This window comes from Oricola cellulosilytica (assembly GCF_019966575.1).
Classification (GTDB): domain Bacteria; phylum Pseudomonadota; class Alphaproteobacteria; order Rhizobiales; family Rhizobiaceae; genus Oricola; species Oricola cellulosilytica.
On sequence record NZ_JAINFK010000010.1, the window covers coordinates 1 to 15,288 of the forward strand.

The 15,288-nt window shown below is 60.8% G+C and carries 13 protein-coding genes; 7 read left to right on the forward strand and 6 right to left on the reverse strand.

Features of this window, described 5'->3' with window-relative positions:
• Positions 1-180: 180 nt before the first annotated feature.
• Positions 181-540, forward strand: a complete 360-nt coding sequence (locus tag LC298_RS17705; RefSeq protein WP_131571827.1) for a c-type cytochrome — start codon at positions 181-183, stop codon at positions 538-540.
• A 68-nt stretch (positions 541-608) separates the two neighbouring features.
• Here LC298_RS17705 and LC298_RS17710 read toward each other — a convergent pair whose 3' ends face one another.
• Positions 609-1,835, reverse strand: a complete 1,227-nt coding sequence (locus LC298_RS17710; protein ID WP_131571816.1) for a CaiB/BaiF CoA transferase family protein — start codon at positions 1,833-1,835, stop codon at positions 609-611.
• A gap of 265 nt (positions 1,836-2,100) precedes the next feature.
• Between LC298_RS17710 and LC298_RS17715 the strand changes: the two genes are divergently transcribed.
• A complete protein-coding gene (locus LC298_RS17715) occupies positions 2,101-3,087 on the forward strand; it encodes a DUF808 domain-containing protein (protein WP_131571813.1) in 987 nt (328 codons plus the stop codon).
• 22 nt (positions 3,088-3,109) lie between these two features.
• Here the strand turns inward: LC298_RS17715 and LC298_RS17720 are convergent, their stop codons facing one another.
• Positions 3,110-4,303, reverse strand: a complete 1,194-nt coding sequence (locus LC298_RS17720; protein ID WP_131571810.1) for an MFS transporter — start codon at positions 4,301-4,303, stop codon at positions 3,110-3,112.
• Positions 4,300-5,235 (reverse strand): alpha/beta hydrolase, encoded by a 936-nt coding sequence (locus LC298_RS17725; protein WP_131571807.1) that lies wholly within the window; start codon positions 5,233-5,235, stop codon positions 4,300-4,302. The genes LC298_RS17720 and LC298_RS17725 overlap by 4 nt, the downstream gene beginning before the upstream one ends.
• Before the next feature lie 181 nt (positions 5,236-5,416).
• Between LC298_RS17725 and LC298_RS17730 the strand changes: the two genes are divergently transcribed.
• Positions 5,417-7,213, forward strand: a complete 1,797-nt coding sequence (locus tag LC298_RS17730) for a hypothetical protein (protein ID WP_131571804.1) — start codon at positions 5,417-5,419, stop codon at positions 7,211-7,213.
• Between the two features lie 121 nt (positions 7,214-7,334).
• Here LC298_RS17730 and LC298_RS17735 read toward each other — a convergent pair whose 3' ends face one another.
• On the reverse strand, positions 7,335-7,949 hold the full coding sequence (locus LC298_RS17735) for a hypothetical protein (RefSeq protein ID WP_199223352.1): 615 nt from the start codon (positions 7,947-7,949) through the stop codon (positions 7,335-7,337).
• Between the two features lie 313 nt (positions 7,950-8,262).
• On the opposite strand from LC298_RS17735, the gene ettA reads away from it, so the two are divergent.
• Entirely contained in the window at positions 8,263-9,912 is a 1,650-nt protein-coding gene (ettA, locus tag LC298_RS17740) for an energy-dependent translational throttle protein EttA (protein WP_131571801.1), read from the forward strand.
• Here the strand turns inward: ettA and LC298_RS17745 are convergent, their stop codons facing one another.
• Positions 9,913-10,515, reverse strand: coding sequence for a BglII/BstYI family type II restriction endonuclease (locus LC298_RS17745; protein ID WP_131571798.1), 603 nt, complete (start codon positions 10,513-10,515; stop codon positions 9,913-9,915). It lies immediately after the preceding gene.
• Positions 10,512-11,147 (reverse strand): MT-A70 family methyltransferase, encoded by a 636-nt coding sequence (locus tag LC298_RS17750; protein WP_131571795.1) that lies wholly within the window; start codon positions 11,145-11,147, stop codon positions 10,512-10,514. Before LC298_RS17750 ends, LC298_RS17745 begins: the two co-directional genes overlap by 4 nt.
• A 264-nt stretch (positions 11,148-11,411) precedes the next feature.
• On the opposite strand from LC298_RS17750, the gene LC298_RS17755 reads away from it, so the two are divergent.
• The 3 genes from LC298_RS17755 (at position 11,412) to LC298_RS17765 (ending at position 15,045) form a co-directional block, all read left to right on the forward strand.
• A complete protein-coding gene (locus tag LC298_RS17755) occupies positions 11,412-12,890 on the forward strand; it encodes a sensor histidine kinase (protein ID WP_199223351.1) in 1,479 nt (492 codons plus the stop codon).
• The gene (locus LC298_RS17760) at positions 12,887-13,297 is read left to right on the forward strand and encodes a response regulator (protein ID WP_131571792.1); all 411 of its coding nucleotides are present in this window, start codon (positions 12,887-12,889) and stop codon (positions 13,295-13,297) included. Before LC298_RS17755 ends, LC298_RS17760 begins: the two co-directional genes overlap by 4 nt.
• Before the next feature lie 134 nt (positions 13,298-13,431).
• A complete protein-coding gene (locus tag LC298_RS17765; RefSeq protein ID WP_131571818.1) occupies positions 13,432-15,045 on the forward strand; it encodes a GMC family oxidoreductase in 1,614 nt (537 codons plus the stop codon).
• Positions 15,046-15,288: the final 243 nt, after the last annotated feature.

A 15,288-nucleotide genomic window follows, 5' to 3' on the forward strand; every position in this document is an offset into this window, starting at 1 on the left:
CGACATCGCCCACCTCGCATCCGCCCTGTGCGACCTCTGGTCCCAGTGCGCCCTCGCAAGAGCCGTCGCGTAATAACGTTTCGCCCTTGCAAATCGCTGGGCCGCGGGTTCAGATTGCTTCCTTCCGACAGTGAAGAGGAGCAATCTGCCTTGAAACCGGTCATTATATCAGCACTGGCCATGAGCATGGTCGCAACCGTTGCGGGTGCCCAGGAAATCTCCGGCGATCCGGCCGCCGGCGAGAAGGTCTTCAACAAGTGCAAGGCTTGCCACGTTGCCGACGAGGCGAAGAACAAAGTGGGCCCGCATCTCGTGGGCGTAATCGGCCGCACCGCGGGAACCGTCGAGGATTTTAGATATTCCAGCGCGATGGTCGAGGCTGGGGAGGGAGGACTCGTCTGGGACGTGCCGAGCCTGTCGGAGTACCTGGCCAAGCCGCGCGACAAGGTGAAAGGCACCAAGATGGCCTTTGCCGGTCTCAAGAAGGAAGACGAGATCGCCGACGTGATCGCCTATCTGAACGAGCATCCTGCCGAGTAAGAGCACGCCGGACGGATAGGGCGGCATCTCCGCCCGGGCACGAGATTCGGATATCTCCGCGTGGCCGCTTAGGCGGGGTCTTTCCTCGTGTGGCCGGCCGCCTCATCACGAATTTCGGCACCATGCTCGTCGAGACGCGGGCTGGGCTGATCGCTCACCATGCGTCTGCCGTCAATGACCATCGGGCTGGCGACGCCCGGCACGGTGTTTCCATCGCGGTCGCGAAGGTCGAGGGAAAGTTCCCGGGCGATGATTTGCGGGTCGGCGAACATGTCGGCGATGGAGTTGATAGGACCCGCCGGGATACCAAGTTTCCCGCAATCCCCGAGCACCTGATCGCGTGAGCGCGCGGCAAGAAGCGGATCCAGTTCGCCCCGCAATGCCGGCCGGTTTTCGACGCGGGCGCGATTGGTGGAAAACCGGACGTCCTGCGAAAGTTCCGGCCGGCCGAGCATCCCGCAGAGGCGAGCGAACTGGCCGTCGTTCCCCACTGCGAGGATCAGGTGCCCGTCGCAGACAGCAAAGACCTCATAGGGCGCGATGTTGGGGTGCGCGTTGCCGAGCCGCTGCGGGGGTGTCCCGGTGGCAAGGAAGTTCAGGTTCTGGTTTGCCAGCACACCCGCCAGCGAGTCGAGCAGCGCCATGTCGATATGCGCCCCCTTGCCGGTCTCGCGCGCTTGCATCAGCGCGCCCTGTATGGCGATCACCGCGTACAACCCTGTAAAGATGTCTGCGAATGCAACGCCGACCTTCTGGGGCATGCCGTTCGGCTCACCGGTCACCGACATCAGCCCCGACATGCCCTGGATGATGAAGTCGTAGCCCGCCAGATCGGATTTCGGCCCGCTAAGGCCGAACCCCGTGATCGAGCAATAGACAAGCCTCGGGTTCCGCTTCTTGAGACTGACGTAGTCGAGCCCGTACCGCGCCAGCGTGCCGGCCTTGAAATTCTCGATCACCACGTCCGCGCCGGTGATCAGCCCGATCAGCAGGTCTCGATCCTCGTCCTTCTTGAAATCGAGTGCGATCGAACGCTTGCCGCGATTGCAAGCATGGAAGTACGCGGCCGACAGATCCTCGCCGTCAGCCCCCATAATGAAGGGTGGTCCCCAGCGGCGCGTGTCGTCGCCGGCCTTGGGCTCCTCAACCTTGATAACATCAGCGCCGAGATCGGCAAGCGTCTGGCCGGCCCAGGGCCCGGCCAGGATGCGCGCAAGTTCAATGATCCTGACACCTGCCAGCGGGCGGCCGGCACCCGCCGCCCGGTCCTTGGCAAGTGCAGGAATGAAGCTCATCTGGTGCATCCTCAGGATTTGGGCAAACGCCCTGTTGGCGAAAAGTGGACTATCAAACGGAACCGTGTGCGTCACCCTGCATTCTGGTTACAGGCAAAAGGCGGGCCCGGCGCGGCAAGTATCTTGCCGAGCGTGTGGAATTGCGGTGCGCCGCCGACACAGATTGGGGTGGACCGCACGGAGTGATCTGTGGGAGTTTCAGTGTTCCGGGCGCTGTGGAACTTTCCAGGGCGTCTCATTCCGACTGAAATGGAGAGAACCGGACATGAGCGGTCTTCTGGCCCTTCTCGATGATGTTGCAGCGATTGCAAAGGTGGCGGCGACATCTGTCGACGACGTAATGACTCAGGCCGTGAAGGCGAGCGCAAAGGCGTCGGGTGCGGTAATCGACGATGCGGCAGTGACGCCGAAATTTATTCACGGATTCGAACCCGCTCGCGAATTGCCGATCGTTTGGAAGATCGCCAAGGGCTCATTTCGCAACAAGCTGCTCATTCTCTTGCCGGCGGCGCTTTTACTCTCCGCGTTCGCCCCTTGGGCGATCATGCCGCTTCTCATGCTCGGCGGCGCATACCTGTGTTTCGAGGGTGCTGAGAAGGTCGTACACGTGTTTCAACCGGAGCAAAGTCCGGATGCGAAAGCCGCTGCGGCGACACCAGAAAATCCCTTGCACCTCGAGCAGGAAAAAGTGGCCGGCGCCATCAAAACGGATTTCATCCTCTCTGCCGAGATCATGACTATCATTCTGGCGGCCATTCCCGAAACCGGTTTCTGGATGGAGGCGGCTACGCTTGCCGCTGCAGCTGTCGGAATCACGATTGCGATATATGGCAGTGTCGCGCTGATCGTGAAGGCGGACGACGGCGGCTTGCATATGGCGGAGGAGGGCCGTTTCGCTGCCACTCGCGCGCTCGGTCGAGGTATCGTCAAGGCGATGCCGAGCTTTCTCAAACTGCTGACGACGGTCGGCACGGCCGCGATGCTTTGGGTGGGCGGTTCGATTGTGATCCATGGCATGGAATCGCTCGGTTTCGATTGGCTCGGACACCAGATAGAGGAAATCGCCGTCGCCGCCGGTCATGTAATTCCGGCCGCCCAGGGAGCGGTCGAATGGCTCGTGAAAGCGACCCTGGACGGCATATTCGGACTCGCGCTCGGCCTCCTTCTTATGCCCCTGGCCAACTCGGTCTTAGCGCCGATGTGGTCGGCCGTGTCCGGTGGAAGAGGGGTGGAAGAAACCGGCCACGGCTAGACTCGGAAAGTGTTCCGAAGCGCTACCTGGTGTCGGGAGCCTGCTGCCCGGATCGGACACGAGGTCCCAGCGCAAGGTAAAACACGGCGCTAACGGTCGCCATCGCCGCTGCGAATGCGTAAATTGCGCTCAGACCGCCGATTGGCTCCAGATAGGCTGCAATCGGTGCCGACAGAAACTGCGCCGTGAACACCGACATTGTCATATACCCGGCAGCCCGCCCTCGCATCTGCGGCGGAATTCGGCTGTAGAGCCATGTCGTGGCGTTCGGGAGAATCGTGCCGGACGCGATCCCCACAAAGATCATGAGGCCAAACACCACGGGCAGGGGTGGGATGACGGCCATCACAGTGAAGCAGACGGCAAGGACGGCAAAGGCACCGGCGGCGATGATGCCGGGCGCGATTCCGCCACGCAGCCGTCCATAAGAGAGGGAGGTCAGGCCCGAGGCCAGTGTCAGCAATGCGATCGCCATGCCCGCGACCGATGCCTGCTCGATTCCGAGGACACGAAACAGGAAGGGGAGCTTGAGCGGCAGCGTGTAAAACACCAGAAAGTTTGCGAATGCGCCGAAATAGACGATTCCGGCGAAACGCCACGGAAATCTGATTGCCGGATGTCCATCGTCCATCGGGTCCCGTACGCGCTCGCCCCGCGGAACTTTCAGGAAGATCAGAGGGATCAGCACCATCGGCGCGAGATAGACGGCGAACGGCCCGCGCCAGTGAAGGTCGGCCAGAAATCCACCCGCGAGTATGAACACGACTCCTCCGAAACTCATCGCGGCAGCCTGGAAGCCGAGAATGCGCGCGCGCTCGGCATCAGTGTACAGGCTGGCAATCAGCGCCATAGACGACGTCATGACGCCGGCGACCGCGACGCCAAGAAATGCACGGCCAACGAGAATGTGGCCAATCAAATCGAGATAGAGTCCCGAGGAGCCGGCGATCACGTAGAGCACGATTCCCGCGGCGAGCAGTCGGCGCTTCGGCAGGTGGTCCGCCAGAAACCCGGCGATCGGCGACATCAGCGCGATCGCGAGGCCGGGAACCGTCAAAACCAGAGGTACGAGCGTTCCGGCCTCCGGCAACGAAGCGAAGTGGTCCTGCAGGCCCGGCAGCGACGGAGCGATGGTCGCGCCCGCCATGACCGTGAGTGTCGCGCACATCAGCAAGATGATGAGTGCGGGGTTGCGCGCATCGCGGCGACGGGTCATGCGGACGCCTTCTGGCGGATCCACCCGATCAGATCGTCCACGGCTTTTTCGCCGCCGATCTCGTTGAGCGTTTCGTGACGGAAGTCCGGGTAGATCTTCAAGGTGACATCGGCAAAGCCGGCTGCCCGCAACCGCCCGGCCTGCTCGCTGACAGCCTTGGCCCGGTTCGTCGCCGGATCTTCCCCGCCGCCGGCCAGATGGAGAGGTAACGCCTTGACCGCTGACGACGCATCACGCACCTCGGCCCCGCCATAGATCAGGGCGAACACGTCCTGCCACATTCCGACGCTTGCGGGCCAACCGCAATGCGGGTCGGCGATATAGGCGTCGACGATCTTTTCGTCATGCGAAAGCCAGTCGAAATCGGTGCGCCGGTCCTTGACCGACTTGGCCCACGTTCCGAACGTCAGCGCCGGCAGAATTCGCGACGGCACGTCCGAACCGAGCCGCAGCCGTTCCCAACGCAGCAACCCTTGCGCGATGCGGCCGGCAATCCCGCCGGAGAAGTTGGCATTCCAGACCGCCGCGCCCGCAAGGCCGGACGGGTTCCGCAAGACGTAGTTCATGGTGATGAGTCCACCCATCGAATGGCCGAAAATGAACACGGGCAGGCCGGCGTGCTGGTCCGCGATATGCGCGTGGACCGAAGCAACGTCGTCAAGGACCTTCGTTCCTCCGTCGCCCTCGTTGGAAAATACGCCGAGCCGCGCACCGGGGGCTTTTGTTTTACCATGGCCGCGATGATCTTGCGCATAGACGTGGAAACTTGCGGCCGCCAAACGCTTCGCGAATTTCGCGTAGCGCCCGGCATGTTCGGCGAGGCCATGATTGATCTGGATGACGCCGAGTGCCGTCCCGGGGGTCGGCTCGTGATAGAGATTGAGCGACGCGCCCGTGGCGCTGTCGAGTGTGCTGTTCCGGGAAAATCGCATGAACAAACCGAACCGGTTGAGCGATCCAACTGCCCGTCCACGCGGCCTCCTGTCAAGCGTCCATGCCCAGGCATCAGGTCCTGGGCTGAAGCGGGCGCGATTTAACGGCTTTGAAATGCTTTGCGGAGCATCCTTCGGGCGATCCGAAGCAACACCGACCGGCTCTGCGAAAATGCGGCAAATGAATAACTCCCGCAAAAACCGGGCAGTGGCGCGGCTGTGGCCGCTGTTCGGGTTTCTGGCGGCAGGGTTCCTGGTCATGGGGCTAGATATTGCCGATGGCGTCGGGTTCCTGATCGACGTGGACGACCGCATGCGTGCCCTTCAGATCCGCGATCTCGTCGCGGACGGTCAATGGTTCGACCGGCGGATGCCCTTCATCGCCATGCCGCAGGATTACGTCTCGCCTTGGTCGCGGCTGGTCGACCTACCCTACTATCTGACGACACTTGCCCTGAGGCCCTTTCTGGGAGACGACGCGGCCCTTTCGCTCGCCCGGATGATCTGGCCACCCTTGTTGTTCGTCATGCTCGGCATGTTCGCTGTCCGCACGATGCGGTTCATCACCGACGGCGGCATTACCCCTGTGCAGTCCGTCCTTGCCGCATGCCTGATGAGCTTCGCCCTTTGGAACTTCGTTCCCGGGCGGATCGACCATCACGGCCTCCAGTTGGTGCTGATGATGGCGCTGCTTTCCGGCATTGCCGACCCGCGTCCCGTCCGCGGCGGTCTTCTGGCGGGCGTCGCCGCGACGCTCTCCATCTCCATTGGGCTGGAAACCCTCCCATTCATCGCTGTTGCGTTGGGGGCCTTGGCGCTGGTTGCAGCGCTGCAATTCGATGATGCCCGTCTGCGTCTGCAAGCGCTCGGCTGGGCATTCGGCCTGTCGGCACTTCCGGTTGCCTTTGCGCTCGCCGGTCCGTCCGTGGTTGCCGATAATGCCTGCGATGCGCTTTCCGCATTCTGGGTGAGCGCCATTCTCCTCGGCGGCGCCGTGGCGGCGCTGACGCCACTTTCCTGGAGAATAGGCGTCCTTTCACGCGACCACGCGGTTGTCTGGCGCCTCGCCTCGCTTGCCGTGCCTGCCACCGCTGCCGGTATCGCGCTGGCCGTTGCATTCCCCGCTTGTCTTGATGGACCCTATCAGATGATCGATCCGGTCAGCCGCGCCTTCTGGCTCGATCGGGTACAACAGGAAGGCGGTGTCGCCTATCTCCTCGAGACGGGGGTGTTGAACCTGACCTCGATGCTCGGCATCTTCGCCCTGTTGAACGTCCTTGCTGTTCCGGTGGTTTGGCGCGGCATGCGCTCCGGCCGCTACGGCTTGGCTATCGTCTGGCTCGTCTCCGCCGTCGCCACCCTGGCGGGTTTCGTGCAGATTCGTTTCATAACCTTCCCGGCGGCTTTCGTGCCGCTGTTGATTCCGCTTCTGATCGGCACGGCGGCGGGCGGCGGTATGAACTGGCGCTTGCTTGGGGCATTCGCCCTACCTCCGATACTGGTGATGTTCTGGCTGACGGCGTTTCCGCCGGCGCCATTCACGCTCGACGCCTTCGACCTGATGGCCGATGACCGTTGCAAGGGCGAGGACATGTCGGTCCTGGCTGAAGCGCCGGCCGGCCGCATAATGACGCCCTTGGGTCTTGCCTTTGCCATCGCCGAGGAGCCCTACGGCCACACCGTGGCGGCGTTACCCTTCCACCGCGCTTCGCCTGGGATCCGCCGCGTCGCGCTGGCGTTTGCCGGCGAGAATTCGGCAGAGCGCCGCGAAGGACTGGAGCCGTTCGACTATCTGGCCGTGTGCCGGCGCGACGGCGGCCATGACCTTTCCGGTGCGCGGCTCTATCGGGCACTGGTTCAGGGCCAGGATGTCCCGGGTCTGGTTCCGGTAAACCCCGACAATGCATCGCGCTTTCGCCTATATCGGATCGACGTGACCGCCCCGGACGCCTTCGCCTTGCCTCCGGGCGGCATGTGAGACCGGCCCCAGCGCCGGGCGGATTGCGGTCATTCTGTCAGATGGGAAGTGCAGACGGGTTGCGGGCCGAAGACCGCAAGTCCCGCGCCGAAGCCCTATCGCTTCGGCGCGGACGATTGGCTTAATTCTTGGCCTGCTTCTGGGTGTGGTGTTCGCACGTCACGGCCGGGTTGAACGGAGCCGCAACGCCGTTAGGATTGTCCCGGAAAATCCAGACATGCTGGTCATAATGCGGCTCGAAGCCATGCGCTTCGTCGGCTTCCGTAGCGGGGTCGTCCGCCATCAGGTCCCACTCCCGGTCGCCGAACATCGGCGGCTTGGTGTTGCCGGCGGCTTCCCATGCCTTCACCCAGACGAGGTTTTCAACGGCCACAAGTTCCAGCGAGCCATCGGCCTGCGGCTCATATATGATGATCGAGGGCTGCAGGAAGTCGGTATGCGTTGAAGCGCCATTCACGCGGGGTTCTGGCGCGGATATCTTGAGCCGCGCCGGATGCAGATAATGGATTCCCATTGCGCCCCATTCGGCAGGAAGTCCTTCCGCTGCCGCCGACACGCAGTGCCCCTTCGGGTCGGGAATGTATCCGTCCGCCAGCGCCTGATCCACGTCCTTGTATTTCTCGGTGGCGGCGCGAATGTCATCGAGACTTGCTTCGCCCGCCTGCATCGGCGAGGTGGTCGCAAGCATAACGAGCGATGCGAGTGAGATCGCCATTGTTCGGGTTCCGGTTTTCATTGTCTCTCCTCCGGTTTTGCTTCTTGCGCCGGGTTGTCATTGAAACAAGACGCCCTCCGAGCGCCTCAAGACCATGCTTGAACATGACCGCAGCCGGTAGATTGCTTGTTGCAGAGCGAATCTTCATCGATGCAGACTGCGCACGCATTTGCGGGATCGGCGAGCGGTCGCATTTTCGCGTTTTTTCCTGGCCACGCCGGAATATCGCTGGGGGAGCGCAGCGAACCATTGAGTGCACAGGCGCCTTCGCCTAAACAGCGCCAAAACCCTCCGTGCGGTTTTCGCACGAACAAGCAAGACAGGAAGACACTGCGTGGCGCGCCAATTCATTTATCACATGTCAGGTCTCAACAAGGCCTACGGCTCAAAGAAGGTTCTCGAGAATATCCACCTGTCATTCTACCCGGACGCCAAGATCGGCATCCTCGGACCGAACGGCGCGGGCAAGTCGACCGTACTCCGCATCATGGCCGGGCTCGACAACGAATATACCGGGGAGGCGTGGATCGCCGAAGGCGCGACCCGCGGATATCTGCCGCAGGAGCCGCAGCTCGACGAAAGCCTGAACGTGCTCGGCAACGTCATGGAGGGCGTTGCGGACAAGAAGGCCATTCTCGACCGCTACAACGAACTGATGATGAATTATTCCGACGAGACGGCGGAAGAGGGGGCGAAGCTTCAGGACATCATCGATAGCCAGAACCTGTGGGATCTCGAAAGCCAGGTCGAGATGGCCATGGAGGCGCTGCGCTGCCCGCCGGGCGACGCCTCGATCGACAATCTCTCGGGCGGCGAGAAGCGTCGCGTCGCGCTTTGCCAGTTGCTGCTGCGCCAACCCGACCTGCTGCTTCTCGACGAGCCGACCAACCATCTCGATGCCGAGACCATTGCCTGGCTCGAAAAGCACCTGCGCGAATATCCCGGTTCCGTGCTCATGATCACCCACGACCGCTACTTCCTCGACAACGTGACCGGCTGGATACTCGAACTCGATCGCGGCCGGGGCATTCCGTACGAAGGCAACTACACTGCCTATCTGGCCGCAAAGGCCAAGCGCATGGAGCAGGAAGGCCGCGAAGAGGCGGCCCGCAAGCGCGCCCTGTCGAGCGAGCAGAAGTGGATCGCGTCCAGCCCCAAAGCCCGACAGGCGAAGTCCAAGGCGCGCATCAGGGCCTATGATGAACTGGTGAAGAGCGCCAATGAGCGGCGGCCGGGCGACGCGCAAATCGTCATTCCGGCTGGCCAGCGGCTCGGCAATGAGGTGATCGAGGCCGATGATCTCACCAAGGGGTACGGCGAACGCCTGCTGATCGACGATCTGGATTTCAAGCTGCCACCCGGCGGCATCGTCGGCGTGATCGGCCCCAACGGCGCCGGCAAGACGACCCTGTTCCGGATGATCACCGGCCAGGAGAAGCCGGACGGCGGTCAGATCACCATCGGAGAGACGGTGAACCTTTCCTATGTCGACCAGAGCCGCGATTCGCTAGATCCGAACAAGACCGTCTGGGAAGAGATTTCGGGCGGCAACGACATCATCAAGCTTGGCAAACATGAAGTGAATTCAAGGGCCTATTGCGGCTCGTTCAACTTCAAGGGCGGCGACCAGCAGCAGAAGGTCGGCACGCTTTCGGGTGGCCAGCGCAACCGTGTCCATCTTGCCAAGCTTCTCAAGGAAGGCGGCAACGTCGTACTTCTCGACGAGCCGACCAACGACCTCGACACCGAGACGTTGGGCGCGCTGGAAGACGCGCTGGAAAATTTCGCCGGCTGCGCCGTCATCATCAGCCACGACCGCATGTTTCTCGACCGCCTCGCCACGCACATCCTCGCCTTCGAGGGCGACAGCCATGTCGAATGGTTCGAGGGCAACTTCGAGGATTACGAGCAGGACAAGATCAGACGCCTCGGTCCGGAAAGCGTCAACCCGAAGCGTGTGACCTACAAGCGGCTGACTAGGTAGTCAGCGGTCATCGATATACAACTGCTCGGTCATGGCAAATACGAAAACTGGGCAGCCCCCTGCGCCGCCGCCTAGGATTCGGGGTTCTAATTTACCAAAATGGGTTGTCGATGCGCCGTAAGTTCCCGATGCCTTGTCGAGCATTTTATGATTGGCACGAAGCCATTGCATAAGCTCAGTGGAGCGCGTGACCATGACGCCTACATCCACCACACGTAAATCAAAAAGTAGGCGAAAGTTGTTTAAGTCACGGTCGTAAAAAGGGTCCTTGTTGTTCCATTCGAGTTCCATAGCGACGCGATTGCGATAGCAGTCAATGTCGTGCGTAGGCGATTCTTCAGTGACCCCGTCGACCGATATGGCCGTATGAAACTGCTTCTCTACCCAGCCCCGTTTATAGAACTCGCTGTCCAAAGCCCCGGCAATTTCGGTTTTGTTTCCGCCTTTCGCGGCCAGTTGGGAGTGAGTAAGTTGGAAGGCAGATAACACCTCAATAAGATCATGCCACTCATTGGCAAAAGCATGCTCCAGAAGAGCCCGCGCATTGCGCCAGTTATAGCACCGCCAGCCCGGTATTAGCCCTTCGTCTGCAATTAGGCTCATTCCGCCGCCGAGTTATAGGCATAGGTCTTCCAAGTAGGCTTATAGCTTTCATCCGCCTGATTGCCCCAATAAGTCCATCCGGGTCGTGTTCCACGAGCGAACAGTTCCAGAAATGGCGCGGGCGAACAATCCTCGATGAGGTCGTATTGCTCGTCTGGTTTGCGAGAGTGCTCCCTTTTGCGCGACTGCATCATGTTAACCTGACTCCGAGCTGGAGGAAGCGTGCGCGCGTTTTTTCCACGAACACCGAACAGAAGTAGTTCTGTTACATTCCGAAAATAGAAGCCGACGCCGCGGCCATCAGAACCGCCGTCCTTCCGGATTTTATGCCATACGATGTTAGATTTGTATTGGAATCCCCAAGCCTCCATCACGCGGAGTCCATCAGGCAGGAGGGCATTCGGAACCCAAAGGTAAAGGTGCGCCGGATCGACCGTCAGCGCCTTGACTGGAAGCGCGCAGATGTCGTCGGTTGTCATCGTTTCGTAGCGGCTTAGCCGCCTATGCTCGGGCGCAACTTTCCCCGTTCTATTTATGAAACGCCAGGGAGGATCAGCGAGCACGGTTTGAAACGCCTTTCCGCCTGTCGAATTCAGCAAATCCAGCGCAGGACTTGGCAATTCAACATTCATGGCAATCTCCCCAAAGAAAAAGAACAAAAGCAGAACCAATTGACTCTGTCAACCTAACCGATTCGGAACCTTTAACCCGTTAATTCCCGAAAGCATCGTCGAGATTCACAGATATCCTGACAATTTACAGTCGGGTACGAGCGACTGACGGTCGAGGCTCTTCCATTCGGCAAGTCCACTGACGCGGTAGAAAATTTCCGCAACCCATTGGAACCAATTCGCTCTTCGCGCTTTTCAATCCAGTTGGGGTGCGAGGATTTCTGCTTGCTGACATCTGGAACAGCCACCGATACGCTTGATTTTCAGGCCGTTTTCGACGCCCTGCCGAGCCCGCATATGCTGCTCGACCGGGAGCTGTGCTATGTTGCCTTGAATGCCGCCTATGAAGCGGTCACCATGCGGCGCCGTGACGAACTGCTTGGCCGAAACCTTTTCGAAATGTTTCCGAACGAAGGCGAAGGAGGACGCCGCCTGCGCCAGTCCCTCGAACTCGTTCTCGAGACCGGCGATACCGACACGCTGGCTTACATCCCCTATGATATTCCACGCCCTGCCGAGCTTGGAGGGGGCATGGACAAGCGTTATTGGACCGCGGTTCACACGCCGATCTTCGGGAGCGACGGCCAGGTTTCGCACATTATGCAGAACACGGTCGACGTGACCGAAATGGTCAATATTCGGCAGGCGGCCTCTCTTCCCTTTCGTTCCGGTGAAACGCAACTGCTCGAGCGGGCCCGCGAGGCAGAGCAGCAGCACCGCGCTCTGCTTGCTGAAAGCACCGATTTCCGGCGGCTCTTCCAGCTCGCGCCCGGCTTCATCGCAGTTTTTTCGGGGGAAGACCATTTATGCACCTTCGCCAACGATGCCTGCCTGCGCCTCCTCGGAGATCGCAACCTCGTCGGACGGACCGTTCTCGAGGTCGTACCGGAAAGCGGCGAGCAGGGTTTTGTCGCGTTGATGGACAAGGTCTATCGCACTGGCGAACCGTTTCACGGTGAAGAAATGCGCTTTGTGCTCCAGCCGCTGAACGGGGGGGAGCCGAAGGAGATGTTTCTCGACTTTTCCTACGATGCGATCCGCGATCATGATGGTGCCATTACCGGGGTATTCGTTCAGGGTATGGATCGCACCCAGGCGGTCAAGACACAGAAGCGTCAGCAATTGCTGCTTGCCGAACTCAACCACCGGGTCAAGAACACGCTCGCAGCGGTCCAGTCTATTGTCTCGCAGACGCTTCGCTCTGCAAAGGGGCAGGATCAGGCGAGGATGGACATCGAGGCGCGGCTTGCCGCACTCTCCAAGGCTCACAACGTACTGAGCCTGCAAGAGTGGACGAGCGCCGATCTTCGGGAGGTTATCCGGCAGGAACTGAGCGTGCACGATCGGGGTCGCGTCAGCATTTCGGGTCCTTCACTAGGCCTGACTCCGAAGGCATCCATCGCTGTTGCGATGCTGATCCATGAACTCGCCACCAATGCGGTAAAATACGGTTCCCTGTCCACGGAGGAGGGCAGGATCGATCTTGAGTGGAGCCGGACAAAGAATGGTCAGCTGACCTTGAAATGGCGCGAAACCGGCGGTCCAACGGTTCGCGAGCCGGATCGCAAGGGCTTCGGAACACGGCTGATCGAGGGCATCGTCCGGGGTGAATTGCGTGGGGTCTACGAACCCGATTACGCGGCGGACGGATTTTCGTGCACCGTCGTGCTGGATGAAAACGAACTTACGGATGACAACGAATGAACCACGTCTCATCGAATCGGGACGGCCCCCACGCAGGCTTGTCGGTGCTCGTCGTCGAGGACGAGACGCTCGTCGCGATCAATCTGGAATCGATCCTCGAGGATCTCGGCCATACGGTCATAGGTCCCGTCATGCGCCTCGATGAACTCGAGACTATGGTCGACGGCGGTGTCGAGGCCGATTTGGCGATCCTCGACATCAACCTCGCCGGAGCGGAAGTCTTCCCGCAGGCCGAGCGTCTGTCCGGAGCGGGCATGCCGATTGTGTTCACCACCGGATATGGCGCCAAGGGGTTGACGGGAAACTGGAGCGAATTTCCCGTTATCCAGAAACCCTACACGGCGGACGACATTGCTGAATACTTGTCGCGACTGAAGGCGAGCGAACCGGTCTCCGTGGGATCCTGACATCCTCCGCCCCGGCCTTTTGCCCCTGCGCGCAACGTGATGCGGTAGTTTTACAACGACCGGCTTGTCGCGATCGATGCCGGCGATAGAGTGGCGCTCTGTCAAACGGGAGGAGGCGCCAGGTGGGGGAAGCGATGGAATTCGACTATGCGATCGCCGGTGGGGGGTCGGCCGGATCGGCGCTTGCCGCGCGCCTGAGCGAAGACCCCAAGGTGACTGTCTGCCTGATCGAGGCGGGCGGTGAAGGCAAGGATCTCTTGATCCGGGCGCCGCTCGGCGTCATCACCATGTTGCCGGGATACGGCAAGTTCAACAACTGGGCTTATCAGACCGTGCCGCAGCCGGGACTGAACGGACGCAGAGGCTACCAGCCGCGCGGGCGCGCTCTTGGCGGATCAAGCGCCATCAATGCCATGCTGTATGTCCGCGGCCACCCTTCTGATTACGACGGCTGGGCGGCCGATGGATGCACCGGCTGGGCTTGGGACGATGTGCTGCCCTACTTCCGCAATTCGGAGCGGAACGAACGTGGTGGCGACAGATTGCATGGCGCGGATGGTCCCTTGCATGTCTCGGAGCAGAAATCCGTGCGACCGGTCTCGCAGGCGTTCGTCGACGCCTGTACACAAATGCAGCTTTCCCGCAATGCCGATTTCAACGGTCCTGAGCAGGAAGGGGCTGGGATTTATCAGGTTACGCAATTCCACGGAGGCAAGCGTGAAGGAGAGCGCTGCTCGGCCGCTGCAGCCTATCTCCATCCGGTCATGAACCGGCCGAACTTGAAGGTCGTCACGAGGGCGTTGGTCTCCCGGGTTGAGTTCGACGGGCGGCGCGCCACAGGGCTCGCATATCGCAAGGGGACGGACGAAATGACCGTCGCCGCGCGGCGGGAGGTGATCCTCTGTGGCGGCGCATTCAATTCTCCGCAATTGCTGATGCTGTCAGGGATCGGGCCGGCCGCGGAACTGAGACAACACGGGATAGAGGTCCGGCATGATTTGCCTGGGGTCGGCAAGAACCTGCAGGATCATGTCGACTTCGTTCTCGGATGGAAAACCCGCGACACAGACGTGCTCGGCCTTGGCCCTATTGGCGCGTGGAAGATTGTCCGCGACATCGCGCGCTGGCGCCGTGACGGCAGTGGCATCGTTGCGTCGCCCGGTGCGGAGGCGGGCGCGTTCGTCAGGTCCGACCCCTCACAGATCAGGCCTGATCTTCAACTGCATTTCGTGGCGGCACTGGTTGACGATCATTCGCGAAAACTGCATCTCGGTTACGGTTACTCCTGCCATGTTTGCGTTCTCCGGCCGCATTCACGCGGGGAGGTTTCCTTGGCCAGCGGCGATCCTTCCGCCGCCCCGCTCATCGATCCGAAGTTTCTGTCCGACGAACGCGATGCCGCTTTGCTGCTCCACGGCGCCAAGATCACCCGCCGCATCCTGGAGGCGCCGGCACTATCACCTTACCGCTTGCGAGAGGTTTATCTAGACGGCGTCAAGACGGATGACGAGTTGATGGCCCATATCCGGTCACGTGCTGACACGGTCTATCACCCTTCCGGCACTTGCAAGATGGGTCTCGACGAGAGGTCGGTGGTGGACCCGCAATTGCGTGTATACGGCGTGAACAGCCTCCGTGTCGTCGACGTATCAATCATGCCGAACTTGATCGGTGGGAACACCAATGCCCCGGCAATGATGATCGCGGAGAAGGCGGCCGATTTGATAAGGGAGGCTGCGGCCGCGTGACATCGGATAAGAAAAGACCGGGCGCGCTGGGAGGAGGATAGCGGCCCGGTCTCGGTGATGAGAAGGCTGGGAGGAGGATAGCCTTCGCATTCTAAATCTCGAACTGCCGTGGGAGGAGGATACGGCGTGTTCTTGATGGATTGTATATGCGTCCCTGCAGTCCGAAATTCAATCATTTATTGTGCAATGCACATATGCAAAAAACGCATAGCTGCTTGAGGAGCGTGCTTGCTCTTTACGCCG

Excerpts from the sequence above, each read along its gene's own strand:
- LC298_RS17705 (WP_131571827.1), top strand. The coding sequence starts at position 181 with ATGAGCATGGTCGCAACCGTTGCGGGTGCCCAGGAAATCTCCGGCGAT.
- LC298_RS17710 (WP_131571816.1), bottom strand. The coding sequence starts at position 1,835 with ATGAGCTTCATTCCTGCACTTGCCAAGGACCGGGCGGCGGGTGCCGGC.
- LC298_RS17715 (WP_131571813.1), top strand. The coding sequence starts at position 2,101 with ATGAGCGGTCTTCTGGCCCTTCTCGATGATGTTGCAGCGATTGCAAAG.
- LC298_RS17720 (WP_131571810.1), bottom strand. The coding sequence starts at position 4,303 with ATGACCCGTCGCCGCGATGCGCGCAACCCCGCACTCATCATCTTGCTG.
- LC298_RS17725 (WP_131571807.1), bottom strand. The coding sequence starts at position 5,235 with ATGCGATTTTCCCGGAACAGCACACTCGACAGCGCCACGGGCGCGTCG.
- LC298_RS17730 (WP_131571804.1), top strand. The coding sequence starts at position 5,417 with ATGAATAACTCCCGCAAAAACCGGGCAGTGGCGCGGCTGTGGCCGCTG.
- LC298_RS17735 (WP_199223352.1), bottom strand. The coding sequence starts at position 7,949 with ATGAAAACCGGAACCCGAACAATGGCGATCTCACTCGCATCGCTCGTT.
- LC298_RS17745 (WP_131571798.1), bottom strand. The coding sequence starts at position 10,515 with ATGAGCCTAATTGCAGACGAAGGGCTAATACCGGGCTGGCGGTGCTAT.
- LC298_RS17750 (WP_131571795.1), bottom strand. The coding sequence starts at position 11,147 with ATGAATGTTGAATTGCCAAGTCCTGCGCTGGATTTGCTGAATTCGACA.
- LC298_RS17760 (WP_131571792.1), top strand. The coding sequence starts at position 12,887 with ATGAACCACGTCTCATCGAATCGGGACGGCCCCCACGCAGGCTTGTCG.
- LC298_RS17765 (WP_131571818.1), top strand. The coding sequence starts at position 13,432 with ATGGAATTCGACTATGCGATCGCCGGTGGGGGGTCGGCCGGATCGGCG.